The 22,952-nt window shown below is 67.2% G+C and carries 26 protein-coding genes and 1 tRNA gene; 16 read left to right on the plus strand and 11 right to left on the minus strand.

The features are described 5' to 3' along the window. The first annotated feature begins 109 nt into the window (after positions 1–109). The 6 genes from lon (at position 110) to ABS88_RS11425 (ending at position 5,769) form a co-directional block, all read left to right on the plus strand. The gene (gene lon / locus ABS88_RS11400) at positions 110–2,506 is read left to right on the plus strand and encodes an endopeptidase La (RefSeq protein WP_286749822.1); all 2,397 of its coding nucleotides are present in this window, start codon (positions 110–112) and stop codon (positions 2,504–2,506) included. A 168-nt stretch (positions 2,507–2,674) separates the two neighbouring features. Then, a complete protein-coding gene (locus tag ABS88_RS11405) occupies positions 2,675–2,947 on the plus strand; it encodes an HU family DNA-binding protein (protein ID WP_067107716.1) in 273 nt (90 codons plus the stop codon). A gap of 152 nt (positions 2,948–3,099) precedes the next feature. Continuing rightward, positions 3,100–3,174 (plus strand) — tRNA-Val (locus tag ABS88_RS11410). A gap of 88 nt (positions 3,175–3,262) precedes the next feature. Then, the gene (locus ABS88_RS11415) at positions 3,263–3,571 is read left to right on the plus strand and encodes a PepSY-associated transmembrane domain-containing protein (RefSeq protein WP_067183997.1); all 309 of its coding nucleotides are present in this window, start codon (positions 3,263–3,265) and stop codon (positions 3,569–3,571) included. A 118-nt stretch (positions 3,572–3,689) separates the two neighbouring features. Further along, positions 3,690–4,355, plus strand: coding sequence for a response regulator transcription factor (locus ABS88_RS11420; RefSeq protein ID WP_286749823.1), 666 nt, complete (start codon positions 3,690–3,692; stop codon positions 4,353–4,355). A gap of 10 nt (positions 4,356–4,365) precedes the next feature. Beyond that, positions 4,366–5,769 carry a sensor histidine kinase gene (locus ABS88_RS11425; protein WP_502686146.1) on the plus strand — a complete coding sequence of 468 codons (1,404 nt, stop codon included), beginning with the start codon at positions 4,366–4,368 and terminating at the stop codon, positions 5,767–5,769. A gap of 269 nt (positions 5,770–6,038) precedes the next feature. Here ABS88_RS11425 and ABS88_RS11430 read toward each other — a convergent pair whose 3' ends face one another. Then, positions 6,039–6,734, minus strand: coding sequence for a glutathione S-transferase N-terminal domain-containing protein (locus ABS88_RS11430; protein ID WP_286749824.1), 696 nt, complete (start codon positions 6,732–6,734; stop codon positions 6,039–6,041). Next, complete coding sequence (locus ABS88_RS11435) at positions 6,731–7,018, minus strand: chorismate mutase (RefSeq protein WP_067107705.1); 288 nt, start codon at positions 7,016–7,018, stop codon at positions 6,731–6,733. Before ABS88_RS11435 ends, ABS88_RS11430 begins: the two co-directional genes overlap by 4 nt. Positions 7,019–7,122: 104 nt before the next feature. Between ABS88_RS11435 and ABS88_RS11440 the strand changes: the two genes are divergently transcribed. The 3 genes from ABS88_RS11440 (at position 7,123) to ABS88_RS11450 (ending at position 10,968) form a co-directional block, all read left to right on the plus strand. Then, on the plus strand, positions 7,123–8,136 hold the full coding sequence (locus tag ABS88_RS11440; RefSeq protein ID WP_067107808.1) for a polyprenyl synthetase family protein: 1,014 nt from the start codon (positions 7,123–7,125) through the stop codon (positions 8,134–8,136). A 7-nt stretch (positions 8,137–8,143) separates the two neighbouring features. Beyond that, positions 8,144–10,618 carry an ATP-dependent helicase HrpB gene (gene hrpB / locus ABS88_RS11445; protein WP_286749825.1) on the plus strand — a complete coding sequence of 825 codons (2,475 nt, stop codon included), beginning with the start codon at positions 8,144–8,146 and terminating at the stop codon, positions 10,616–10,618. A 71-nt stretch (positions 10,619–10,689) separates the two neighbouring features. Then, complete coding sequence (locus ABS88_RS11450; RefSeq protein ID WP_067183988.1) at positions 10,690–10,968, plus strand: ETC complex I subunit; 279 nt, start codon at positions 10,690–10,692, stop codon at positions 10,966–10,968. A 3-nt stretch (positions 10,969–10,971) separates the two neighbouring features. Here the strand turns inward: ABS88_RS11450 and pyrF are convergent, their stop codons facing one another. The 6 genes from pyrF to ABS88_RS11480 form a co-directional block, all read right to left on the minus strand. Beyond that, positions 10,972–12,081, minus strand: a complete 1,110-nt coding sequence (pyrF, locus tag ABS88_RS11455) for an orotidine-5'-phosphate decarboxylase (protein ID WP_286749826.1) — start codon at positions 12,079–12,081, stop codon at positions 10,972–10,974. Beyond that, positions 11,985–12,203, minus strand: coding sequence for a DUF4170 domain-containing protein (locus ABS88_RS11460; RefSeq protein WP_067107700.1), 219 nt, complete (start codon positions 12,201–12,203; stop codon positions 11,985–11,987). Before ABS88_RS11460 ends, pyrF begins: the two co-directional genes overlap by 97 nt. Positions 12,204–12,359: 156 nt before the next feature. Beyond that, complete coding sequence (locus ABS88_RS11465) at positions 12,360–12,713, minus strand: hypothetical protein (RefSeq protein WP_212599067.1); 354 nt, start codon at positions 12,711–12,713, stop codon at positions 12,360–12,362. Continuing rightward, positions 12,697–13,083, minus strand: a complete 387-nt coding sequence (locus tag ABS88_RS11470; RefSeq protein WP_286749827.1) for a hypothetical protein — start codon at positions 13,081–13,083, stop codon at positions 12,697–12,699. The genes ABS88_RS11465 and ABS88_RS11470 overlap by 17 nt, the downstream gene beginning before the upstream one ends. Continuing rightward, positions 13,083–13,535 carry a phage holin family protein gene (locus tag ABS88_RS11475; RefSeq protein ID WP_067107697.1) on the minus strand — a complete coding sequence of 151 codons (453 nt, stop codon included), beginning with the start codon at positions 13,533–13,535 and terminating at the stop codon, positions 13,083–13,085. Before ABS88_RS11475 ends, ABS88_RS11470 begins: the two co-directional genes overlap by 1 nt. Before the next feature lie 6 nt (positions 13,536–13,541). Further along, on the minus strand, positions 13,542–14,084 hold the full coding sequence (locus ABS88_RS11480) for a hypothetical protein (protein WP_076077885.1): 543 nt from the start codon (positions 14,082–14,084) through the stop codon (positions 13,542–13,544). Positions 14,085–14,300: 216 nt separating this feature from the next. On the opposite strand from ABS88_RS11480, the gene eno reads away from it, so the two are divergent. Next, complete coding sequence (eno, locus tag ABS88_RS11485) at positions 14,301–15,575, plus strand: phosphopyruvate hydratase (RefSeq protein ID WP_286749828.1); 1,275 nt, start codon at positions 14,301–14,303, stop codon at positions 15,573–15,575. Between the two features lies 1 nt (position 15,576). Here eno and ABS88_RS11490 read toward each other — a convergent pair whose 3' ends face one another. Then, the gene (locus ABS88_RS11490) at positions 15,577–16,335 is read right to left on the minus strand and encodes a class I SAM-dependent methyltransferase (RefSeq protein ID WP_286749829.1); all 759 of its coding nucleotides are present in this window, start codon (positions 16,333–16,335) and stop codon (positions 15,577–15,579) included. A gap of 124 nt (positions 16,336–16,459) precedes the next feature. Here ABS88_RS11490 and ABS88_RS11495 point away from each other — a divergent pair, with 124 nt between their 5' ends. The 6 genes from ABS88_RS11495 to ABS88_RS11520 all read left to right on the plus strand — a co-directional run bounded on the left by ABS88_RS11495 (position 16,460) and on the right by ABS88_RS11520 (position 21,308). Continuing rightward, positions 16,460–16,786 carry an FtsB family cell division protein gene (locus ABS88_RS11495; RefSeq protein ID WP_067107690.1) on the plus strand — a complete coding sequence of 109 codons (327 nt, stop codon included), beginning with the start codon at positions 16,460–16,462 and terminating at the stop codon, positions 16,784–16,786. Between the two features lie 138 nt (positions 16,787–16,924). Then, positions 16,925–17,995 carry a pyruvate dehydrogenase (acetyl-transferring) E1 component subunit alpha gene (gene pdhA, locus ABS88_RS11500; RefSeq protein WP_067107687.1) on the plus strand — a complete coding sequence of 357 codons (1,071 nt, stop codon included), beginning with the start codon at positions 16,925–16,927 and terminating at the stop codon, positions 17,993–17,995. A 1-nt stretch (position 17,996) separates the two neighbouring features. Further along, the gene (locus ABS88_RS11505) at positions 17,997–19,406 is read left to right on the plus strand and encodes a pyruvate dehydrogenase complex E1 component subunit beta (RefSeq protein WP_286749830.1); all 1,410 of its coding nucleotides are present in this window, start codon (positions 17,997–17,999) and stop codon (positions 19,404–19,406) included. 111 nt (positions 19,407–19,517) lie between these two features. Then, on the plus strand, positions 19,518–20,150 hold the full coding sequence (locus tag ABS88_RS11510; RefSeq protein ID WP_286749831.1) for an isoprenoid biosynthesis enzyme family protein: 633 nt from the start codon (positions 19,518–19,520) through the stop codon (positions 20,148–20,150). Positions 20,151–20,235: 85 nt separating this feature from the next. Further along, positions 20,236–20,955, plus strand: coding sequence for a serine O-acetyltransferase EpsC (epsC, locus tag ABS88_RS11515; protein ID WP_067107799.1), 720 nt, complete (start codon positions 20,236–20,238; stop codon positions 20,953–20,955). Beyond that, complete coding sequence (locus ABS88_RS11520; protein WP_286749832.1) at positions 20,955–21,308, plus strand: DUF2794 domain-containing protein; 354 nt, start codon at positions 20,955–20,957, stop codon at positions 21,306–21,308. The genes epsC and ABS88_RS11520 overlap by 1 nt, the downstream gene beginning before the upstream one ends. On the opposite strand, the gene ABS88_RS11525 is transcribed toward ABS88_RS11520, so the two are convergent. Both ABS88_RS11525 and ABS88_RS11530 read right to left on the minus strand, forming a co-directional pair. Continuing rightward, positions 21,280–22,341: a hypothetical protein gene (locus tag ABS88_RS11525; protein WP_286749833.1), complete on the minus strand. Its 1,062-nt coding sequence runs from the start codon at positions 22,339–22,341 to the stop codon at positions 21,280–21,282. The two genes, ABS88_RS11520 and ABS88_RS11525, sit on opposite strands and share 29 nt — an antisense overlap. 121 nt (positions 22,342–22,462) lie before the next feature. Continuing rightward, positions 22,463–22,952, minus strand: a 490-nt coding sequence (locus ABS88_RS11530; RefSeq protein ID WP_286749834.1) for an SDR family NAD(P)-dependent oxidoreductase, incomplete at its 5' end; no start/stop codon positions are given.

Consider the following 22,952-nt stretch of genomic DNA (forward strand, 5'->3'; position numbering starts at 1 on the left):
CGCCGTTCAGCCCCGTGTCATTGAATAGGCGGCAGGTTACGCCATATTAGCGATAACGACCCTATGAACAGGGAGGCGCGTCCGCTCGGAGCGCCTTCCAGGAGCCCTGATGAGCCAGACCTTTCCCCTTCTTCCGCTACGTGACATCGTCGTTTTCCCGCACATGATCGTTCCGCTGTTCGTCGGCCGCGACCGTTCGGTCGCGGCGCTCGAGACGGCGATGGAGGCCGACAAGGAAATCTTCCTCGTCGCCCAGCTCGATCCGGGCGAGGACGATCCGGTACGCGACGACCTCTACGATACCGGCGTAATTGCAACGGTGCTCCAACTCCTGAAGTTGCCCGACGGCACCGTCCGCGTGCTCGTCGAGGGCAAGCAGCGCGCCCGGCTGATCGACCTCGCGACCGAGGACAAGGCCGTGATGGCGACCGTCGATCCCACCGCCGACGCGGTCGACGACAGCGTCGACACCGCCGCGCTGATGCGGTCGGTGGTCGACCAGTTCGAGCAATATGCGAAGCTCAACAAGAAGATGCCCGCCGAAACCGCGGTGCAACTCTCGCAGATCGACGACGCCTCGCGCCTCGCCGATTCGGTCGCCGGCAACCTCAACATCAAGGTCGCCGACAAGCAGGCGCTGCTTGTGGAAGAGGCGCCCGCCAAGCGGCTCGAAATGGTGTTCGCCTTCATGGAGGGCGAACTCGGCGTGCTGCAGGTCGAAAAGAAGATCCGCGGCCGCGTGAAGCGGCAGATGGAGAAGAGCCAGCGCGAATATTATCTCAACGAACAGTTGAAGGCGATCCAGCGCGAACTCGGTAACGACAATGGCGAGGGTGGCGACGATCTTGCCGAACTCCAGACGAAGATCGACACGCTCAAGCTGTCGAAGGAAGCCAAGGCCAAGGCCGAAGCCGAATTGAAGAAGCTGCGTGCGATGGCGCCGATGTCGGCCGAGGCGACGGTCGTCCGCAACTATCTCGACACGCTGCTCGGCCTGCCCTGGGGCAAGAAGTCGAAGCTCAAGAAGGATATCGCGACCGCGCAGGCGGTGCTCGACGACGACCATTATGCGCTCGAAAAGGTCAAGGACCGCATCGTCGAATATCTCGCGGTGCAGGCGCGGACCAACAAGCTGAAGGGGCCGATCCTGTGCCTCGTCGGCCCGCCGGGCGTCGGCAAGACCTCGCTGGGCCGCAGCATCGCCAAGGCGACGGGCCGCGCGTTCGTGCGCCAGTCGCTGGGCGGCGTGCGTGACGAGGCCGAGATTCGCGGCCATCGCCGCACCTATATCGGCTCGCTGCCGGGCAAGATCGTCACCAACCTCAAGAAGGCGGGGGCGATGAACCCGCTGATCCTGCTCGACGAGATCGACAAGCTCGGCCAGGATTTCCGCGGCGACCCGGCGTCGGCGCTGCTCGAGGTGCTCGATCCCGAACAGAATGCGAAGTTCCAGGACCATTATCTGGAAATCGACGTCGACCTGTCGGACGTGATGTTCGTGACGACGGCCAACTCGCTCAACCTGCCGCAGCCTTTGCTCGACCGCATGGAGATCATCCGGCTCGAAGGCTATACCGAGGACGAGAAGGTCGAGATCGCCAAGCGTCACCTGATCGCCAAGCAGGTCGAGGCGCATGGGCTGAAGCCCGACGAGTTCGAACTGACCGAAGACGGGCTGCGCGACCTCATCCGTTACTACACGCGTGAAGCGGGCGTCCGCACGCTGGAGCGCGAGATCGCGCGGCTGGCGCGCAAGGCGCTGCGCCGGATTCTCGAAGGCAAGGCGACGAGCGTCACCATTACGCCCGAGAATCTGGCCGAGTTTTCCGGCGTGCGGAAATTCCGCCACGGCGTCGGCGATCGCGAGGATCAGGTCGGTGCGGTCACCGGTCTTGCCTGGACCGAGGTCGGCGGCGAACTGCTGACGATCGAGGCGGTGACCGTTGCCGGCAAGGGCCAGGTGCGCACGACCGGCAAGCTCGGCGAGGTGATGACCGAATCGGTGCAGGCCGCGCTGTCCTTCGTGAAGGCGCGCGCCCCGGCCTATGGCATCAAGCCCAGCCTGTTCGCGCGCAAGGACATCCATATCCACCTGCCCGAAGGCGCGGTGCCCAAGGACGGTCCGTCGGCGGGCGTCGGCATGGTCACCGCGATGGTGTCGACGCTCACCGGCATCCCGGTGCGCAAGGATGTCGCGATGACCGGCGAGGTGACGCTGCGCGGGCGGGTGCTCGCGATCGGCGGGCTCAAGGAAAAGCTGCTCGCGGCGCTGCGCGGCGGCATCACGACCGTCCTGATTCCCGAGGAGAATGAGAAGGATCTGGTCGAGATTCCGGCGAATATCACCGAGAAGCTCCGGATCGTGCCGGTCAGTCACGCCGATCAGGTCCTGGCCGAAGCGTTGACCGGACCCGTCGAACCGATCGAGTGGACCGAGGCCGACGAACTGGCCGCGTCGCCGCCGCTGGCGCCCGGCGCCGACCCCGAATCGGCGATCCGGCACTGACCGGGCGCCGACCGGGCGTGGCGTACGGAGCGCTTTTCGTCGCAAAAACGCCGATTCGGGGCGTTTTTCCCCGTTTTTTGCTTTGACAAGGCGGGGTGAAACGGCGTTAGTGACGCGCCATGGCAAGGCCATGAATCACTTACAACCACTCACAGGGGTTCCTTAGGCATGAACAAGCAAGACCTGATCGCCACCGTCGCTGACTCGAGCGGCCTGACCAAGGGCGATGCGAGCAAGGCGGTCGAGGCCGTTTTCGACGCGATTACCGCATCGCTGAAGAAGGGCGGCGAAGTCCGTCTCGTCGGCTTCGGGACGTTCTCGGTCAGCAAGCGCAAGGCGTCGACCGGCCGCAACCCGCGCACCGGCGAGACGATGACCATCGCGGCGTCGAACCAGCCGAAGTTCAAGGCCGGCAAGGCCCTCAAGGACGCCTGCAACTAAGGCAGGCGCCTTTTGGCGAACAAATCTCGGGCCGCGGCGCAAGTCGCGGCCCGATTTGCATGCGGTGCGTGCAAAAGCCCGTTGCAATCATCGCCGCAGCGGTTATGGACGACCCGCTTTCGGACGCGGCATCAGCCGCAACATGCCGGAACGGGCGCGTAGCTCAGTGGTAGAGCACACCCTTCACACGGGTGGGGTCGCAAGTTCAATCCTTGCCGCGCCCACCATGGTCCGGACGGCCGAACCCGAAGCGATATGGGGGCTGACCACGTCATTCATCGCCTATTCAATGCGTCGGACTTACAGGATGCGGTCATGACCCGCGCCCTGATCCTTTCGCTCGCTTCGGCGGTCCTGCTTTCGACGGGCGCCCCCGCGGCCGCGCGCGGCGACCGCGATCAGGACCATCTGCGCGAGGCGGCGGCGCAGGGCGAGGTGATCCCGCTCAACAAGCTGATCGCGGAGGTGCGCTCGCGTCCGCCCTATAATGGAATGACCTATCTCGGCGGGCCGCAGTTCATCGCCAGCCAGATGGTCTATGCGCTCAAGTTCATGGACGGCAGCCAGGTCGTCGTCGTCTATGTCGACGCGCGCACCGGCCGCATCGTGGGCCGCAAGCCCTGAATTCCTTCCGCTGAATCCCGCTTCGTGCAACGACATTTTGCGATGATCGTTCGGAGTTGTTAGACAGTCGCAACCCAGGCGGCCGGCGGGTGCCGGTCCGCGGCAGAAAGGCCTTTGAATGCGGATCCTGATTGTTGAAGACGAACCCACGCTCGGGCCGCAGCTCAAGGCGACGCTCGAAGCGAACGGCTATGCCGTCGACCTTGCCACCGACGGCGAGGAGGGGCATTTTCTGGGTTCGACCGAAAGCTACGATGCCGCGATCCTCGACCTCGGCCTGCCGGAGGTCGACGGGCTGACCGTGCTCGACCGCTGGCGCAAGGAAAAGCGCAATTTCCCCGTGCTCGTCCTGACCGCGCGCGACAGCTGGTCGGACAAGGTCGCCGGGCTCGACGCCGGTGCCGACGACTATCTCGCCAAGCCCTTCCAGACCGAGGAACTGATCGCGCGGCTGCGCGCGCTGATCCGCCGTGCCTCAGGCAATGCGTCGAGCGAACTCGTCGCGGGCAAGGTGCGCCTCGACACCCGCTCGGGCCGGGTGACGCTCGGCGGCGAGCCGGTGAAGCTGACCGCGCAGGAATATAAGCTGCTCTCCTACCTCCTGCACCACAAGGGCAAGGTGGTGTCGCGCACCGAGCTGATCGAGCATATCTACGATCAGGATTTCGACCGCGATTCGAATACGATCGAGGTTTTCGTGACGCGCATCCGCAAGAAGCTGGGCGCCGACATCATCACCACCATCCGCGGCCTCGGATACCAGCTCGACGATCCACAGGATTGACCGTCGGCCGATGACCGAGGGGGATGCGGCGAAAGCAGAAGCGGCGAGCGACGATTTCGCATCGCGCCCGGCGCTGACGAGCCGCATCACCGGCTCGCTGGCGCGGCGCATGATCGCGATCGCCGCGCTGTGGATATCGCTGCTGCTGATCGGCGGCGGCTTCGCGCTCGACCGGGTGCTGACTGGCGCGATCACGCGCAATTTCGATTCGAACCTCGAATATGTGCTGATCGCGATGATCCGCTCGTCGGAAATCGGTCCCGACGGGGAGGTGCGGATGATCGAGCCGCTCGGCGACCAGCGATTCCTCGAACCCTACAGCGGCCTTTACTGGCAGATCAGCGGCGGCGGACAGGAGCCCTATCCGTCGCGCTCGCTGTGGGAGCGTCGCCTCGACACGTCGGACAAGCACGACGACCGGCAACTCCACACCTACGACAGCCGCCAGTTCCCCGACGAGGAGCTGCGCGTGCTTGAACGCGATGTCGTGCTGCCCGGCAGCAAGGTCAACTGGCGCTTCCAGATCGCCCAGTCGCGCGAGGCGCTCGACCTTCAGATCCGGGCGGTGCGCGCGACGCTGATCCCCAGCCTGGCGCTGCTCGGCCTCGGCCTGATCGTGCTCGCGGGCTTGCAGACCTTCTATGGCCTGTGGCCGCTGCGCCATATCCGCCGCGCGATCGCGGCGATGCGCGGCGGGGAAAATCGCCGCATCATCGCGCCGCTGCCGCTAGAGGTGCAGCCGATGGTCGACGAACTCAACGCGCTGCTCGCGCACAATGAAAAGCAGGCGGAGGAGGCGCGGCTGCATGCCGGCAATCTCGCCCATGCGCTCAAGACGCCGCTGACCGTCCTGCTCACCAGCGCCGCGGAGTCGACGAGCGATCTTGCCGAGATCGTGCGGCGCGAGGCGGCGGCGATGCGGCGGCAGGTCGACCATCATCTGGCGCGTGCGCGCGCGGTCGGTCGGCGCGGCGCGGCGCAGGCGCGCGCCAATGTCTTCGCCAGCGTCGACAGCGTGTCGCGCGCGGTCGCCGCGCTCTATCCCGACGTGCGGCTGGACGCCGCGGGCGACAGGAATGTCGTCGCGCGCGTCGAGCGCCAGGACCTCGACGAACTGGTCGGCAACCTGCTCGACAATGCCGCCAAATATGGTGGTGGTAGCGTCTTCGTCACGGTGCAGCGCGACGGCAACATGGCCGAGATATTGATCGAGGACGACGGCGCGGGCATTTCGCCGACCGATCGCGATCGCATCTTCGACCGCGGCGTACGGCTCGACAGCAACAAGCCCGGAACCGGTCTGGGCCTGGCGATCGTCCGCGATGTCGCCGAAATCTATGGCGGCAGCGTCGCGCTGGAGGAAAGCGAGGATTTGGGCGGCGCGCTCGTGCGCCTACGGCTACCGGCGGGGTAGCGGCACAGGTTGCTGGAGCGGTGGTCATTCCCCATCTTCGTCATCCCCGCGAAAGCGGGGATCCAGAGCATGCGTCAGCTGACCTTTCCCTGGGTTCCCGCTTTCGCGGGAACGACAAGGTGAAAGTAAGAAGGGCGCTCCACCCTCCGGCTCACCGAACCCGCGCGAAATTCCGCTGTCCTGCATTATCCGGCCGTGCCGGCATGACGATGGCTCTTTGACCCGTTCGCCGTTCGCCTGCCCAATCGCGCATACGGGGCTTTTGTGGCTTAAGCCGCCCCGACCTCCAGCCCGCGCTGCACCGCCGGCCGCGCGAGGCTGCGGTCGAGCCACGCCTGGACGTTGCGGAACCGTTCGTATCCGACGATGTCGGCGGCGTCGTAGAACCCGATCAGGTTGCGCACCCAGCCGAGCAGCGAGATGTCGGCGATACTGTATCCCTCGTCCATGATCCACGTCCGTCCATCGAGCCGGTCGTCGAGCACCCCGAGCAGCCGCGCGGATTCGGCCGCGTAGCGGTCGCGCGGACGCTTGTCCTCATATTCGCGTCCGGCGAACTTGTGGAAGAAGCCAAGCTGGCCGAACATCGGGCCGGCACCGCCCATCTGCCACATCACCCACTGGATCGTTTCGTAGCGGGCGTTCGGATCGGCGGGCAGGAACATCCCCGTCTTGTCGGCGAGATAGATCAGGATCGCTCCCGATTCGAACAGCGCCAGCGGCTTTCCGCCCGGTCCGTCGGGATCGTAGATCGCCGGAATCTTGCCGTTGGGGTTCAGTGCCAGAAAGGCCGGGTCATGGCTTTCGTTCGCCATGATGTCGATGCGATGCGCCTCATAGGGCAGGCCCGTTTCCTCGAGCATGATGCTCGCCTTGACGCCGTTGGGGGTCGGCGCGGTGAAGAGTTGCAGCCGCTCTGGATGGCGTGCCGGCCATCTGGCGAAGATGGGGTGATTGAGGGTCATGCACCAGCCTCCCTTTTGAAATGTTCGTGGTGGCGGATCACTTCGTCGATGATGAAGCGAAGGAATTTCTCGCTGAATTCGGGGTCGAGGTCGGCCTCGCGGGCCAGGCCGCGCAGCCGTTCGACCTGGCGCGCCTCGCGGTCGGGATCGGCGGGCGGCAGGTCGATCCGTGCCTTCAGCTCGCCCACCGCCTTCGTTACCTTGAACCGTTCGGCGAGCATATAGATCAGCGCCGCGTCGATATTGTCGATGCTCTGGCGGTAACGGCTCAACTGGTCGTCCATGCGCGGCTCCTCTCGTGCCCGGCACGCTTGGCACCGGCGGGGGGCGGCTGGCAAGCCGAAAGTCGTTGCAAAATCGGGATGGCGCGGCCAAGGCTCGCCGCGTCATGACTGCCGAAATCCTCCAGCTCCACGGCGACCGGCCGCCCTCGCTCGACCCGATGATGGCGCTCGTCGCCGCCGACATGAACGAGGTGAATGCGGTCATCCTCGACCGCATGCAGTCGCAGGTGCCCTTGATCCCCGAGCTGGCGGGCCATCTGATCGCGGGCGGCGGCAAGCGGATGCGGCCGATGCTGACGCTGGCGTGCGGAAAGCTGCTCGATTATCCGGGCCACCGTCATTGCAAGCTCGCCGCGGCGGTCGAGTTCATCCACACCGCGACGCTGCTCCACGACGATGTCGTTGACGGGTCGGACCTGCGCCGCGGCCGCAAGACCGCGAACATCATCTGGGGCAACAGCGCGTCGGTCCTCGTCGGCGATTTCCTGTTCAGCCGCGCTTTCGAGGTGATGGTCGAGGACGGCTCGCTGAAGGTGCTGAAAATCCTCTCCCGCGCGTCCGCGGTGATTGCCGAGGGCGAGGTGAACCAGCTTTCGGCGCAGCGCCGGATCGAGACGAGCGAGGACCAGTATCTCGAGATCATCAACGCCAAGACCGCCGAGCTGTTCGCCGCGGCGTGCAAGATTGCGGCGGTGGTCGCCGAACGCGACGAGGCGACCGAGGCGGCGCTCGACGCCTATGGCCGCAATCTCGGCATCGCCTTCCAGCTCGTCGACGATGCGATCGACTATGTCTCCGACGAGGCGACGATGGGGAAGGGGGTCGGCGACGATTTCCGCGATGGCAAGGTCACGCTGCCCGTCATCCTCGCCTATGCGCGCGGCACGGCGGAGGAGCGCGAATTCTGGAAGCAGGCGATCGTTGGCCACCGGACCTCGGACGACGACCTCGCCCATGCGACCGCGCTGCTGTTGAAGCACGACACGATTGCCGACACGCTGGCGCGGGCGCGTCACTACGGCCAGCGCGCGGTCGATGCGATCGGCGGCTTCCGCGCCAGCCGTGCCAAGGCGGCGCTGACCGAGGCCGTCGCCTTCGCGGTCGCCCGCGCCTATTGAACCGGGGATGACGCGCGGGTCGACGATCCTGCCGATCGACGGGGTGCTGCCCGACATATTGGCGGCGCTGACCCTGAAACCCAATGCCGTCGTCGTCGCGCCGCCCGGCGCGGGCAAGACGACGCGCGTCGCGCCCGCCCTGCTCGACCAGCCGTGGTGCAAGGGCGCGGTATGGCTGCTTTCGCCGCGCCGGCTCGCGGCGCGCGCCGCGGCCGAACGGATCGCCGAGGAAATGGGTGCCGCGGTCGGTGGGATCGTCGGCTATGCGACGCGGCTCGACAGCCGCCAGTCGCCCGCGACGCGGCTGCTGGTGATGACCCCCGGCCTGTTCCGCAATCGCATCCTCGCCGACCCGGAGCTTCAGGGCGTGTCGGCGGTGCTGTTCGACGAGGTCCACGAACGCAGCCTCGACGGCGATTTCGCGCTCGCGCTGGCCATCGACGCGCAGCAGGGACTGCGCGACGACCTGCGTCTCGTCGCCATGTCGGCGACGCTCGACGGCGCGCGTTTCGCCGCGCTGCTCGGCGACGCGGCGGTGATCCGGAGCGAAGGGAAAAGCTGGCCGCTCGACCTGCGGCATGTCGGCCGCCGCGCCGAAGATCGGCTCGAAGCATCGCTGCTGGCGACGGTGCGGCAGGCGATGGCCGGCGAACCGGAGGGCGACATGCTCGCCTTCCTGCCCGGCGCCGCCGACATCGAGCGCGCCGCGGCGGCGGTCGAGGCGGCCGGCCTGCCTCTCGTCGTCCATCGCCTCCATGGGCAGGTCGACCCGGCGCAGCAGCGCAAGGCGCTGGTGCGCGACCCCGATGGCGGGCGCAAGCTGATCCTCGCGACGAGCATCGCGGAGACCAGCCTGACCATCGACGGCGTGCGCATCGTCATCGACGCCGGTCTGTCGCGCCGCCCGCGTTTCGACAAGGCGGCGGGGATCGCGCGGCTCGTCACCGAACGGGCAAGCCAGGCATCGGCGACCCAGCGTGCGGGGCGTGCGGCGCGTCAGGCGCCGGGGGTTGCCTATCGGCTGTGGGAAGCGGCGGCGACCGCGGGCATGCCGCCGTTCGACCCGCCCGAAATCCACGAGAACGACCTGATGCCGGTCGTGCTCGATTGCGCGAGCTGGGGCATCGTCGATCCGCGGCAGCTCGGCTGGCTCGATCCGCCGTCGCCGGCCGCGGTCGCCGAGGCCAAGGGGCGATTGCAGGCGATCGGCGCGCTCGGCGACGACGGGCGGATCACGCCGCATGGCCAGGCGCTCGCGGCCGTGCCGCTGCCGGTGCCGCTTGCGCACATGCTGCTCGACGCGGCGGGGGCGGGTGAGGCCGGTCTCGCGGCGCGGCTCGCGGTGCTGCTCACCGAGCCGGGGCTTGGCGGTCGCGGCGTCGATATCGAGGCGCGGCTCGGCCGCTGGAAGGCGATGAGGGGCGACCGCGCCGAGGGCGCGATACGTCTGGCCCGGCGCCTTGTCGCGCTGGGCGAGCGATTGGCGGAACCGTCCGGGTCGGGCGAAACGCGCTCGATCGGCGGCTGGATCGCGACGGCGTGGCCCGACCGCGTCGCGCGCCGGCGCGCCGGCCAGCGCGGCGAATATCTGGGCGTCGGCGGGCGCGCCTATCGCATCGACCCCGTCGATCCGCTCGCGGGTAGCGAATGGCTCGCCATCGCCGATGCGCAAGGGCATGCGGCGGGCGTGCGCATCCTCGCCGCGGCGGCGATCGACGCGGCCGAGGTCGAGGCGATCTTCGCCGACCGCATCGTTCAGCAGACGGCGAGCCGCTACGACGCCGATAGCGACCGCGTCGATCACCGCCGCGAACGGCGGCTGGGCGCGGTTGTGCTGACAAGCGGCAGGACGGCGCGCGAGGCCGGGGCCGAGGACGACGGCGCGGTGCGGCTTGCCGCGGTGCGCGACAAGGGGCTCGGGCTGATCGGCTGGGGCCCGGCATCGCAGGCGCTGCGCCAGCGGGCCTCTTTCGCCGGGCTCGACGCGCTGTCGACGGCCGCGCTTGCCGACAGCCTCGACATCTGGCTCGAACCGTTGCTCGGCAGTTGCCGGGGACTGCGCGACATCGGCGACCGGCGGCTGGCCGACGCGTTGGCGGGCCTGCTCGACTGGCCGGCGCGGCAGTTGCTCGAGAAGCTGGCGCCCGCCGACTATGCGACGCCGGCGGGCAGCCGCCACGCGATCGACTATGGCGCCGAGGGCGGACCGACGGTCGGCGTGCGGGTGCAGGAGATGTTCGGTCTTGCGCGCCATCCGACCGTCGGCGATCCGCCGATGCCGCTCGTCCTCGCGCTGACCTCGCCGGCGCATCGCCCGATCCAGACGACGCGCGACATCGTCTCATTCTGGAAAGGAAGCTGGCACGAGGTGGCGCGCGAGATGCGCGGACGCTATCCGAAACACAGCTGGCCTGACGACCCGGCGAGCGCGCGGCCGACCTTGCTCACCAAGGCGGCGCAGGCGCGACGCGACGCGCGATAAGCCCTCTTTCCGGGCGCGCCGCAAATGGCTAAGGCGGCGGCATCGGCACCAGCACCAGTTGAGGACGAACCATGAAAGCGCGGATTTTCCAGAAGCCCAAGAATGCGATGCAGTCCGGCCGCGCCGGAACGCAGCGCTGGATGCTGGAGTTCGCCCCCGCCGAACCGCGCAAGGCCGATCCGCTGATGGGCTGGGCGGGCAGCGGCGACACGCAGCGTCAGCTTCGCCTGGGCTTTGCGAGCCGCGACGAGGCGCTCGCCTATGCCGAGCGCGAAGGGCTGGAGGTCGAAATCATCCCGACGCCGACGCGCCGTCTGAAGATCCAGGCCTACGCCGACAATTTTCGCTGACCATCATCCCGGCAAGGAAGCGGGTATCGCGGCGGGGCTGAGGGTCTGGCGAAATCCGTCAAGGCGGCTTCGGATCAGGGCGCGATAGGCATCGAGCGGCATCTCGCGATCTTCGACGGCTGCGACGCCGCGCGAGGCGGAAACGAGCACGGGCCCGGTCGGCGTCGCGAGGGCGGACGTCGCGCGCGGGTCCCCGCCCTGAAAACCCAGGCCCGGCGCGAGAAAGATCGAGCGCGGCATGACGGTTCGCAATCGTTGGCCCTGCGATGGGTAGGTCGCGCCGACGACGGCGCCGACCGCGCCTATCCCATGATCGCCGATGGTTTCGTCCGCCCAGACGGCTACGGCTTCGGCCAATCGCTCCGATACCGAAGTGCCATCCACGATTTGATCCTGAAGCCAACCCGATCCGGGATTGGAGGTTTTGACGAGAACGAAGAGCCCCTTGCCGTAATCGCGGGCGCAATTGACGAAGGGCTCGAGCGTTTCCGGCCCCAGGAACGGGTTGACCGTCAGGCAGTCGACTTCAAGGTCCGAGCCGCTCGGCACCAGATAGGCGCGCGCATAAGCATCGGCGGTCGATCCGATATCCCCGCGCTTCGCATCGAGGATCACCGACATCCCCCGTTCGCGCGCGATCGCGATGCATCGTGCGAGGCTGACCATCCCGCCGCTGCCGAATGCCTCGAAATAGGCCGACTGGAATTTGACGAAGCCGACCTTGCCTTCCGCGCCGTCGAGAAGGGCCGTGACGTATCGTTCCAGGAACAGATCGGACCGGTCGCACAGCGACAAGGGCGCATGATCCGGCGCCGGATCGATTCCCAGAACGAGGGAGCCGACCGTTTCGATCTTCGATTTTACGGTGTCGCCCCAGTGCATATCCCGTTTCCCGCCGATCCAGCGCCGGTTATCTGCCACTTCGTCGCCGAATCCGCAAACGATTAGCGTGGACCGAGCAGACGGCGGATGTGGGAAAGGAAGCAGGCGATCCCGGCTTGCGGCGGAACGACGGATCAGGCGTCGGCGTCGGGCTGCAGCAGCTTGTGCAGGTGGACGACGACATATTTCATCTCGGCGTCGTCGACGGTGCGCTGCGCGGCGGCGCGCCATGCCTTTTCGGCGGCCTTGTAGTCGGGGAACAGGCCGACGATGTCGAGGTTGTTCAGGTCGACGAAATCGAGGCCCTGGGGATCGCTGACGCGACCACCGAAGACGAGGTGCAGCTTGCTCATTGTCTATATTCCTTGGCGTGCAGCGCTGGGGAGGGAAGGGCGCGCCCCTAACAGCCCCGCGCCGTTACGGCAAGGGGCCGCCATGGTCGCAGCAGACCACGGCGGACCTGCTTCGGCGCTCCCGGCTCAGCGCGCCGGCTCAGTGCGGATGACGGCCTATTCGGAATCCCCGCGCTTCGGCAGCAGCGAGCCGAGCAGCGCCCCCACCGCCGCGGCGCCGGCGAGCAGGGCAAGCGGCTGTTCCTCGGCCACGGTCTTGAGCTTGCCGCCCGCACGCTTCGCCTGGGCCTTGCCCTTCTCATAGGCTTGCTCCGCCGCCTCGCGTGCCGCGTCGGCCTGTTCGCGGCCTTTGGTCGCGAGATCGCTCGTCGCCGCGCGGGCGCGGCCATAGCCTTCCTGGATGCGCGCCTTAGCCGCCTCGGCGGTTGCGCGGGCATTTTCGGCGGTTTTCTCCGCAAGTTCATTCGCTTTCGCCTGCGCGTCGCGGGCGGTCTCACCGAAGGGCTTCATCGTCATTCTCCATCGTCTGTGCACTTTCGTCCGCAGCCTTGTCGGCGGGGCGCAGTCGTTCGGCGAGCGCGTTCGCTAGATCGCGTGCCTTGCGCCCGACCGTGGGGGCGTGTGTTCTGATCGGTTCGCGAAACATCCATGCGAGCCCGGCGACGGCGGCCAGCGTGATCGGCAGGCGGTTGTCGCGAAACTGCTTGCGGACCGCGTGCGCGGTGTCGTCGACCGCCGCGCTCAGGCGATATTTGCCGCGATCGACGAGCGCCTGCGGTTTGAAGGCCTGCTGCGCCACGTCCAGTTTGCGGCGCAGCTGTGCGCGCTGCATCATCGACCGGCGCGCGGCGTTGATCAGGCGGTTGCGCGATGCGGGCATCAGTCGTCGTCTCCCTCGTGCATCAGGTCGCGGCGCAGCGCCGTCCTGACATCGCCGACGCTGACCTTCGCGCGCCACCCGGCGAAGCCCGCAAGCGCGATCAGCGACGCAAAGACGATCAGCGTCGCGAGCAACGGCCCGACGTGCGGTGCGAGAACCAGGATCGCGCCGAACGCCACCGCCAGCATCGCCACGAGCAGCGCGCAGGCGGCGACGAAACCCCAGGCCGACGCCCATTTGACCCCGTGTCCGGCGAGCGCGCCGCGTGCTTCGAGCAGCGCCAGTTCCGCTCTGGCGGTCGTCGACAGATTGTCGACGACATCGCGGACGATGTCCTCGAGCGGCACCGGAGGAGGCGGCGCGGCAGGGCCGTTGGGCGCGTAACCGTGGCTTACGCCGTCGAAGGCGCGCCGATCGGAGGCGGGCGGCGTGTCGGGATCGTGCGGCGGCAAGACAGATCAGCCGTTGTTCGAGCCCTTCAGCATCCGGGCGAGAACGAAACCGATCACCGCCGCGGCGCCGACAGCGACCGCCGGGCTCTTCTTGACGAAATCGCGCGTCGAAGCGGCGAGTTCGTCGAGATCCTTCTGGTCGAGCGTCGAGGCGAGGCCCGCGACGGTCGAGGCGGCCGAGCGAGCATAGTCGCCATATTGCTTGCCGAACTTGCTGTCGACGGTACCGGCGCTGTCCTCGAGCATCTTGGCGAGGCTGCCGACGGCTTCGGCGGCCTTGTCCTTGCCCTTGGCTGCCGCGTCGCGGGCCTTCGTCGATGCCTGGTTGGCGAGCGTCGTCGCTTCGTCCTTCAGCGAGGCGGCCTTCTTGCCGGCTTCGGTCTTGATCGTGTCGCGCGTCGCGGCAAGCTGATCGCGGATTGGATGGTCCTTCGCCGCCTTCACGGTCGCGGGATTGCGAGCCGGGGCAGCCTTGGTCGCACCGGCCTTTGCCGGTGCCTTGGCGCGGGGAGCAGCCTTTTTCGTCGCGGGAGTAGCGGCTTTGGCCATCACGTCATCCTCTTCATCTGTGTCGAACGCCACGCCTGCCGTGCCGTCGATGATCCTGTCCCCATTATATAGCAAGGCGCGCCGAATGGTTCCATAGCGCCGCGAATTTCCCGCGAAAATTCCCGCGGCACCGGTTGCCTTGCCGGCGCGGCGTCGATAACAGGCGGGCGCCTTCCTCATCCGGCCAGCGATGGCCTTTTCAACAGGACCCGACCCATGAGCGCGATCATCGACATCCACGGCCGCGAAATCCTCGACAGCCGCGGCAATCCCACCGTCGAAGTCGATGTGCTGCTGGAGGACGGCAGCTTCGGCCGCGCCGCGGTGCCCTCGGGCGCCTCGACCGGCGCGCACGAGGCGGTCGAACTGCGCGACGGCGACAAGGCGCGCTATCTGGGCAAGGGCGTGACCAAGGCCGTCGCGGCGGTGAACGGCGAGATCGCCGAGGCGCTGATCGGCATGGAGGCCGAGGATCAGCGCGACCTCGACATTGCGATGATCGACCTCGACGGCACGCCCAACAAGGGCCGCCTCGGCGCCAATGCGATCCTGGGCGTCAGCCTGGCCGCCGCGAAGGCCGCGGCCGATGCGCGCGGCCTGCCGCTCTACCGCTATGTCGGCGGCGTGTCGGCGCGTACCCTGCCGGTGCCGATGATGAACATCATCAACGGCGGCGAGCATGCCGACAATCCGATCGACGTGCAGGAATTCATGATCATGCCGGTCGGCGCGGGCAGCATCGCCGATGCCGTGCGCTGGGGCAGCGAAATCTTCCACACGCTGAAGAAGGGGCTCGCGCAAAAGGGGCTCGCGACCGCGGTTGGCGACGAGGGCGGCTTTGCCCCGAACCTCGCCTCGACGCGCGACGCGCTCGACTTCATCGCCGCGTCGGTCGAGCAGGCCGGGTTCAAGCTGGGCAGCGACGTCGTGTTGGCGCTCGATTGCGCCGCGACCGAATTCTTCAAGGGCGGCAAATATGAGATCAGTGGCGAAAGCCTGTCGCTGACCCCCGAACAAATGGCCGATTATCTCGCCGCGCTGGTCAGGGATTACCCGATCAAGTCGATCGAGGACGGGATGAGCGAGGATGATTTCACCGGCTGGAAGGCGCTGACCGATCTGATCGGCGACCGGTGCCAGCTCGTCGGCGACGACCTGTTCGTCACCAACCCGGCGCGCCTCGAAGAGGGGATCAAGAGCGGGCTCGCCAATTCGCTGCTCGTCAAGGTCAACCAGATCGGCACGCTGTCGGAGACGCTCGACGCGGTCGATATGGCGCATCGCGCGCGCTACACGGCGGTGATGTCGCACCGTTCGGGCGAGACCGAGGATGCGACGATCGCTGATCTCGCCGTCGCGACCAACTGCGGCCAGATCAAGACCGGCAGCCTCGCGCGGTCCGACCGGCTCGCCAAATACAACCAGCTCATCCGCATCGAGGAGGAACTGGGCGATATGGCGCGCTATCCGGGTGCGTCGATCTTCGGTTGAGCTACGCGGCTTCGAACAGCGCCATGTCGATCGTGAAGGAGCCGTCGGCCTCGATCGCATAATGGCGCGCGACCGTATCGCTCGCCGCCGCCTGCAACGCGCGGATCGCTTCGACCTGGACGGGCGGCGTTCGCATGCGCGCGGTCCAGTCGGCGAAATCCATTCGTAGCCGCGCCGTGACGACGGCGCCGACCGAGAAGCCGGCGCGCGCCAGCATCGCGGTCCATTCGGCCTGGGAATAATCGCGGACATGCGACGTATCGCGCAATAGCTCGACCGACTGAAGATGCGTGTCGCGGGCGGCTTCGCCGGGGGACACGATGTCGATGAACAGGGCCGGGGCCCCGCGCGCCAGCACGCGCCGCGCTTCGCGCAGCCCCGCCTCGGCGTCGCGCCAGTGATGGGCCGAAAAGCGGCAGGCGAGGAAGTCGAAGCTGCCGTCGGGAAAGGGCAGGGCTTCGGCCGAGGCGACGATCGTCTCGATATTGCCGATCTGTCGCCGCGCGGCTTCGGCCTCGACCGCCGCGAGCATGTCGGACGACAGGTCGCACGCCGTGACGGCAACCGCGTGCGGCGCGATCGCATAGGCGACATGGCCTCCGCCGCAACCGAGGTCGAGCGCGCGCCGCGGACGCAACGCCGCGGCGCGCGTGGCGATCCGCGCAAGATCGTCCCCCGTCGCATGCACGGCGCTGGTGACATAGGACCGGGCGGTCGGGCCGAACTGTTCGCGGACGCGATCATCGTGATGGCTGCTCATTTCGGGCGTCTTCCCACAGGCTTTTGCCCCGCGCAAGCCCGGTTCCCGCCTGTTTCGTCCGAAGGCGGAGGAGGATCGCATCATGCCGCTTGACGTCTGGAATCACTTGTGATTCAACGCCCGAATGACGCAGCGCCACAAATTCCGCAAGTCGATGAGCCGGGCCGTCGGTCCCGCCGTGGCGCTGATCGCGGTGCTGGCGATGATCGGCTATATCATCTTCGGTCCGACCGGGCTCTACGCCTGGGGCGACTACAGCCAGTCGGTCGAGAAGAAGCGCGTCGTGCTGAGCGAACTGGCCAAGAAGCAGAACGAACTGCAGAACCGCGTCAACCTGCTCGATCGCCGGCGCGTCGACCCCGATCTGGCGGACGAATATGTGCGCGAGAAACTGGGCGTCAATCACCAGGACGAGGTGATCATTCCGATGGACGGATCGGAAAAGCCCTAGGTCACAGACCTAGACGTCCCGACGGGACGGAGAAACCCGGAAAGGCATATCGGGCGGCCCGAAGCGGGCGTTGCCAATCATGGCTGGGCAGTCCTATAGGAGGCCTTGCCGTAACGGCTAAACGCAAAGGAAACCGCCTTGGCCAAAGCACCTGCGCGCAAGACTGCCGCGCCAAAAAAAACTGCATCCACCCCAGCCCCCACGTCCAACCGCGAAACACCGCGCGATCCCGCCCCCTATGAGGCGACACCGGAGGAACTCGAGACATTCTATCGCGAGATGCTGCTCATCCGGCGTTTCGAGGAGAAGGCCGGCCAGCTCTATGGCCTCGGCCTGATCGGCGGCTTCTGTCACCTCTATATCGGGCAGGAGGCCGTCGCGGTCGGCCTGCAGTCGGCGCTCGACGGCGACAAGGACAGCGTCATCACCGGCTATCGCGACCATGGCCACATGCTCGCCTATGGCATCGATCCCAAGGTGATCATGGCCGAACTGACCGGCCGCGCCGCGGGCATTTCGCGCGGCAAGGGCGGTTCGATGCACATGTTCAGCGTCGAGCATAAATTCTATGGCGGTCACGGCATCGTCGGCGCGCAGGTCGCGCTCGGTACCGGTCTTGCCTTCGCGCACAAATATCGCGGCGACGGCGGCGTCGCCATGGCCTATTTCGGCGACGGCGCCGCGAACCAGGGTCAGGTGTACGAAAGCTTCAACATGGCCGAGCTGTGGAAGCTGCCGATCATCTTCGTGATCGAGAACAACCAGTATGCGATGGGCACGTCAGTCAACCGCTCGTCGGCCGAGGATCAGCTCTATCGCCGCGGCGAGAGCTTCCGCATTCCCGGCATGCAGATCGACGGCATGGACGTGCTCGCGGTGCGCGGCGCGGCCGAGGCGGCGCTCGAATGGGTGCGCGCGGGCAAGGGACCGATCCTGCTCGAACTCAAGACCTATCGCTATCGCGGCCACTCGATGTCCGACCCCGCCAAATACCGCAGCCGCGAAGAGGTGCAGGCGGTGCGCGACAAGTCGGACGCGATCGAGGGGCTGAAGAAGCTGATGCTCGATGCCGGGATCGGCGAGGAAAAGATCAAGGAGATCGACAAGGAAATCCGCCAGGTCGTGAACGAGGCCGCAGACTTCGCCGAAAGCGCGCCGGAACCGGAGCTTTCCGACCTTTATACCGATGTGCTGGTGGAGCAATATTGAGATGGCGATCGAACTGAAGATGCCGGCGCTGTCGCCGACGATGGAAGAAGGCACGCTCGCCAAATGGCTCGTCAAGGAAGGCGACGAAGTGAAGTCGGGCGACATTCTCGCCGAGATCGAGACCGACAAGGCGACGATGGAATATGAAGCGGTCGACGAAGGCACGGTCGCGCAGATCCTGATCCCCGAAGGCACCGACAATGTGAAGGTCGGCACGGTGATCGCGCTGATCGCGGGCGAGGGGGAGGAGGCCGCTACGGCAACTGCGCCTGCCCCCGCCCCCGCTCCCGCGGAACAGGCGCCGACGGCGGCCGAGGCGAAGAGCGAGAGCGAGGAGGCGCCGAAGAAGGCCGAGTCGGGCACCGATCAGCTTGCCGTCAAGGCGAAGGCGCAGGTCGCGGACCCCGACATTCCCGCCGGCACCGCGATGGTCAAGCTCACCGTCCGCGAGGCGCTGCGCGATGCTATGGCCGAGGAAATGCGCGCCGACGACCGCATCTTCGTGATGGGCGAGGAGGTCGCCGAATATCAGGGCGCCTACAAGGTCACGCAGGGGCTGCTCGACGAGTTCGGGGCGCGGCGCGTCGTCGATACGCCGATCACAGAATATGGCTTTGCCGGGCTGGGCACCGGCGCGGCGATGGGCGGACTGCGTCCGATCATCGAGTTCATGACCTTCAACTTCGCGATGCAGGCGATCGACCACATCATCAACTCGGCGGCAAAGACCAATTACATGTCGGGCGGACAGATGCGCTGTCCGATCGTGTTCCGCGGCCCCAACGGCGCCGCGTCGCGCGTCGGGGCGCAGCACAGCCAGAATTATGCCCCGTGGTATGCGAGCGTCCCCGGCCTGATCGTGATCGCGCCCTATGACGCGGCCGATGCCAAGGGGCTGCTCAAGGCCGCGATCCGCAGCGAGGACCCGGTGGTCTTCCTCGAGAACGAGCTGCTCTATGGCCGCAGCTTCGAGGTTCCCGACGTCGAGGATTATGTGCTGCCGATCGGCAAGGCGCGGATCATGCGCGAAGGCAATGACGTTACCATCGTCAGCTATTCGATCGGCGTCGGGCTCGCGCTCGAGGCGGCTGAGGCGCTGGCGGGCGAGGGCATCGACGCAGAGGTCATCGACCTGCGCACGCTGCGCCCGCTCGACACGGCTACCGTGCTCGCCAGCCTGAAGAAGACGAACCGCATGGTCGTCGTCGAGGAAGGCTGGCCGACCTGCTCGATCGCCAGCGAACTGGCGATGGTCGCGATGGAGCAGGGCTTCGACGACCTCGATGCGCCCGTGATGCGTGTGACCGACGAGGATGTGCCGTTGCCCTATGCTGCCAATCTCGAAAAGGCAGCGCTGGTCGACACGCCGCGCGTGATCGCGGCGGTGAAGGCCGTGTGCAACCGCGGTTGATTGCATCCTCGCCATGACCGTCGCCCGCGCGGAGGCGGGGCGACGGTCGGGCGGCAGGCGATGAGTGTGTCGAGGTCGCAATGACGGCTTTGAAATGATAGCGCGCCGCACATGACCGGCGACGACGAATCCGAGGTAAGCCTCTATCCCGACCTGCGCGATCCGCGCGTCATGGTCGCCGTGCCGCGCGACCGCCGCGCCGCGATGACGGCGCTGTGGGCGCTGGCCGAGCGGCTGGGCAAGTTGGTCCGCGATGCGCGCGAGCCGCTGATCGCGCAGATCAAGCTCGCCTGGTGGCGCGACATGATGGCGACGCTCGAAAACGACCCGGCCGCGCTGCCGAAGGGCGAGCCGCTGCTCGCCGAACTGCAGACGGACTGGGCGGGGAAGGCCGGGCTTGGCGCGCTTCCCGATGCCGCCGAGGCGCTGCTGCTCGCCGACGATGGCGCGGCACGGAGCGTGGCCGCATGCGACTTCGGCACGGCGCTTTTCGCTCTGTCGGGTGGCGGCGGTGGCGAGCGCTGGGGCCTCGTCTGGGCAGCGACATTGCAGGGCGAAGCGGAGGCCGCGCACCGGCTGTTCGCCGATGCCCGCGACCGTCCGCGACCGTCGCGGGCCGCCGTCGGTCATCGCGCGCTGCTGATGCTCGACCGCTGGGCCGGGGCGATCGCCGCGCATGGGGGCGAGCGCCGCTGGCGCCGCGAGGAATGGCTGCTTTTCCGGATCGGGCTTCTGGGCCGCTGACGAAAGTGCGGCGCCGGGGGTGGAAATGCGCCCGCCGAACCTCTATCTTGCCGCGAACAAGACAGGGTCGCAGGGGAAAAATGCGATGTTCAACGGGCTCGTCGCCTATCTGGATTCGATCAAGGCGCGCGACCCCGCGCCACGGACCCGCTGGGAAATCCTGCTCTATCCGGGCTTGCTCGCGGTCGGCATGCACCGCATCGCGCACTGGTTGTTCGAGGCCGACCTGTTCTTCCTGGCCCGCTTCGTCAATCATCTGGCACGCTGGCTGACCGGGATCGACATCCACCCGGGCGCGACGATCGGCCGCCATCTGTTCATCGATCACGGCTTTGGCGTCGTCATCGGCGAAACGGCGGAGATCGGCGACAATGTCTCCATCTATCAGGACGTGACGCTGGGCGGCACCGATCCCGCCAACGGCATCGGCGGCAAGCGGCACCCGACGCTGTGCGACGATGTCATCGTCGGATCGGGCGCGCAGATATTGGGGCCGGTCGTCGTCAACGCGCGCGCGCGTGTCGGCGCCAACGCCGTGGTGACCAGGGACGTGCCCGAGGGCGCGGTGATGGTCGGCATTCCGGCGCGCTCGACGCTGGTCGATGCGACCGAATATGCGCGCGAGTTCGTGCCCTATGGCACGCCGTGCAGCGAAACCTTCGATCCGGCGACGCAGAAGATCGAGCTGCTCCAGTGCCAGCTCGACCAGCTTCAGAAGCAGCTCGCCGCGTTGATCGCGGAACGCGATGCCGACGGGGCCGAGGACAATGCGCCGCGGCGCAAGGGAGGTCGGAAAAGCGCCTGATGGGGACGGTCACGCCGCTCTCCTTTCCTGGCCGCGTTGCGCCGCGGCAGACGGGGTTCGACCGGCACGAACTGACCCGCATCCTCGATCTCTACGGCCGCATGGTCGCGGCCGGGAAGTGGCGCGACTATGCGATGGACTTCCATCACGACGTTGCGATCTTCTCCGCCTTTCGCCGCAGCGCCGAGCGTCCTGAATATCGCATAGAGAAACGCCCCGCCTTGCGGAGCCGCCAGGGCATGTGGGCGCTGGTGTCGGAGGGCGGGGCGGTGCTGAAGCGCGGGGACGAGCTGACGAACGTGCTCGCCCCCGTCGAGCGCAAGCTTATGAAGCTGGTTGCGGGCGGATCGTAGCGGGAAGCTGTTCGGCCAGCCCGGCGGGCAGCATCGCGACGATCACCGCGCGGGCATTCTGCCAGAAAGCGGAAAGCAGCAGCAGCGCCGATCCGATCACGAAAGCGGTCAGCGCGACGTTGAGTTCGACGGCGCCGAAGGTGCGGAAAAGCTGGGTCAGCGCGAAGAGCACGTAGGCGAGCGCCGAAACGAGCAGCGCGCGGCGGTCGACCGCCAGCGCGATCAGCCCGAACAGCACGTAGATGCCGACGACCATCACCGCGGCGGCGCTGGAAATATCGTCGCCCTGCGTCACGCCGAGCAGGTGGAAGATCGGGTGCGCGATCATCGGCGCCGCGAGCAGGTGCAGCCAGAAGGCGACGTCGCTGCGGCGCGTCGTGCGCGTGCGGTCGCTGCGGTCCCACCACATGGCGAGCGCGAAGACGCCGAGCCCCGCGACCAGCACCAGCGCCATCACCAGGTCGGGCGACCCGAAGCTGCCGACGACCGACAGGATCAGCGCGACCGCCGTCGCAGCGAGCGCGGCGGTGCCGGCGGCGACGGTGATCGGCACCATGAAGCGCTTCCAGTGCAGCCAGGTCGCCGCCGCGGTGACGAGCGCGATGCCGCCGATCAGCAGGGCGCCGGCCGTGTCGCCGAGACGCGGACCGAACAGCGCCTCGCCGTGCCGGAAGAAGAAGCCGAGCATCGTCGCGCAGACGCCGCCCGAAAAGGCGAGGACGAGCACGATGCTGGGGAGCGCCATCCGGCGATGCCGGGTGAAATATTCGGCGAGCAGCCACGCCGATGCCGCGACGAAGGCGCCCGCAAGCGCCGTGTGGATCGATTCGCCGATCCAGCCCACCGCGACGAGCAGGATGACCGCCGCGATGCTGACGAAAATATCGTTGAATCCGGTGATGAGGCGGAAGGATTCCTCGTCCGCTCCGGGGGCGTCGCGCACCGATGCGACATGCGACCGAAAGGCCTGAACGGCTTCCGGCGTCAACACCTTCGCATCGACCGCGGCTTGCAGGTCGCTTTCACTATACATCGGGGTCGTCCTTTCGTCCGATCCCCTTGCCCCGCGACGGTATCGCACGGGCGTGTTAGTGTGTCAATACGGTGAAGCGCGGCGGCCTCCCCATCGCTATGCGACAGGGAGGGTTTTCGCGTCAGCCCAGCGCCTGCAACGCCTTCATCACGATCATCGACTGCTCGCTGCCCGATTGCGGGACGATTTCGCCGTTGCGGTCGATGATCTTCTCCCATGCCGCGGCGATGCCCTCGGGCGTGCGCTCGTCCTCGGGCAGCGCGACGCCCGGCGTGGCGGTGACATAGGCGGCATGGAAGGCCCCGGCGCCCGCGCCGACGATCATGTTGGTCGGGGCGTCCTCGCTGACGAGGAACAGCGCGGCGGGCACGACGTTTTCGGGCGTGAACTTCTCGAACAGTTCGGGCGGGAAGATATCCTCGGTCATGCGCGTGCCCGCGACCGGGGCGATCGTGTTGCAGCGGACGTTGTATTTCGCGCCTTCGAGATGCAGCGTCTTGGTCAGGCCGGCCAGGCCGAGCTTCGCCGCGCCGTAATTGGCCTGGCCGAAATTGCCGTAGAGGCCGGTCGACGAGGCGGTCATCAGGATGCGGCCATAGGCCTGGTCGCGC

This window comes from Sphingopyxis sp. SCN 67-31, from assembly GCF_001725095.1.

Coding starts and splice junctions, on each gene's coding strand:
- lon (WP_286749822.1), top strand. CDS start 110: ATGAGCCAGACCTTTCCCCTTCTTCCGCTACGTGACATCGTCGTTTTC.
- ABS88_RS11405 (WP_067107716.1), top strand. CDS start 2,675: ATGAACAAGCAAGACCTGATCGCCACCGTCGCTGACTCGAGCGGCCTG.
- ABS88_RS11415 (WP_067183997.1), top strand. CDS start 3,263: ATGACCCGCGCCCTGATCCTTTCGCTCGCTTCGGCGGTCCTGCTTTCG.
- ABS88_RS11420 (WP_286749823.1), top strand. CDS start 3,690: ATGCGGATCCTGATTGTTGAAGACGAACCCACGCTCGGGCCGCAGCTC.
- ABS88_RS11425 (WP_502686146.1), top strand. CDS start 4,366: ATGACCGAGGGGGATGCGGCGAAAGCAGAAGCGGCGAGCGACGATTTC.
- ABS88_RS11430 (WP_286749824.1), bottom strand. CDS start 6,734: ATGACCCTCAATCACCCCATCTTCGCCAGATGGCCGGCACGCCATCCA.
- ABS88_RS11435 (WP_067107705.1), bottom strand. CDS start 7,018: ATGGACGACCAGTTGAGCCGTTACCGCCAGAGCATCGACAATATCGAC.
- ABS88_RS11440 (WP_067107808.1), top strand. CDS start 7,123: ATGACTGCCGAAATCCTCCAGCTCCACGGCGACCGGCCGCCCTCGCTC.
- hrpB (WP_286749825.1), top strand. CDS start 8,144: ATGACGCGCGGGTCGACGATCCTGCCGATCGACGGGGTGCTGCCCGAC.
- ABS88_RS11450 (WP_067183988.1), top strand. CDS start 10,690: ATGAAAGCGCGGATTTTCCAGAAGCCCAAGAATGCGATGCAGTCCGGC.
- pyrF (WP_286749826.1), bottom strand. CDS start 12,081: ATGGCGCGCCGCCGCGCAGCGCACCGTCGACGACGCCGAGATGAAATA.
- ABS88_RS11460 (WP_067107700.1), bottom strand. CDS start 12,203: ATGAGCAAGCTGCACCTCGTCTTCGGTGGTCGCGTCAGCGATCCCCAG.
- ABS88_RS11465 (WP_212599067.1), bottom strand. CDS start 12,713: ATGAAGCCCTTCGGTGAGACCGCCCGCGACGCGCAGGCGAAAGCGAAT.
- ABS88_RS11470 (WP_286749827.1), bottom strand. CDS start 13,083: ATGCCCGCATCGCGCAACCGCCTGATCAACGCCGCGCGCCGGTCGATG.
- ABS88_RS11480 (WP_076077885.1), bottom strand. CDS start 14,084: ATGGCCAAAGCCGCTACTCCCGCGACGAAAAAGGCTGCTCCCCGCGCC.
- eno (WP_286749828.1), top strand. CDS start 14,301: ATGAGCGCGATCATCGACATCCACGGCCGCGAAATCCTCGACAGCCGC.
- ABS88_RS11490 (WP_286749829.1), bottom strand. CDS start 16,335: ATGAGCAGCCATCACGATGATCGCGTCCGCGAACAGTTCGGCCCGACC.
- ABS88_RS11495 (WP_067107690.1), top strand. CDS start 16,460: ATGACGCAGCGCCACAAATTCCGCAAGTCGATGAGCCGGGCCGTCGGT.
- ABS88_RS11505 (WP_286749830.1), top strand. CDS start 17,997: ATGGCGATCGAACTGAAGATGCCGGCGCTGTCGCCGACGATGGAAGAA.
- ABS88_RS11510 (WP_286749831.1), top strand. CDS start 19,518: ATGACCGGCGACGACGAATCCGAGGTAAGCCTCTATCCCGACCTGCGC.
- epsC (WP_067107799.1), top strand. CDS start 20,236: ATGTTCAACGGGCTCGTCGCCTATCTGGATTCGATCAAGGCGCGCGAC.
- ABS88_RS11520 (WP_286749832.1), top strand. CDS start 20,955: ATGGGGACGGTCACGCCGCTCTCCTTTCCTGGCCGCGTTGCGCCGCGG.
- ABS88_RS11525 (WP_286749833.1), bottom strand. CDS start 22,341: ATGTATAGTGAAAGCGACCTGCAAGCCGCGGTCGATGCGAAGGTGTTG.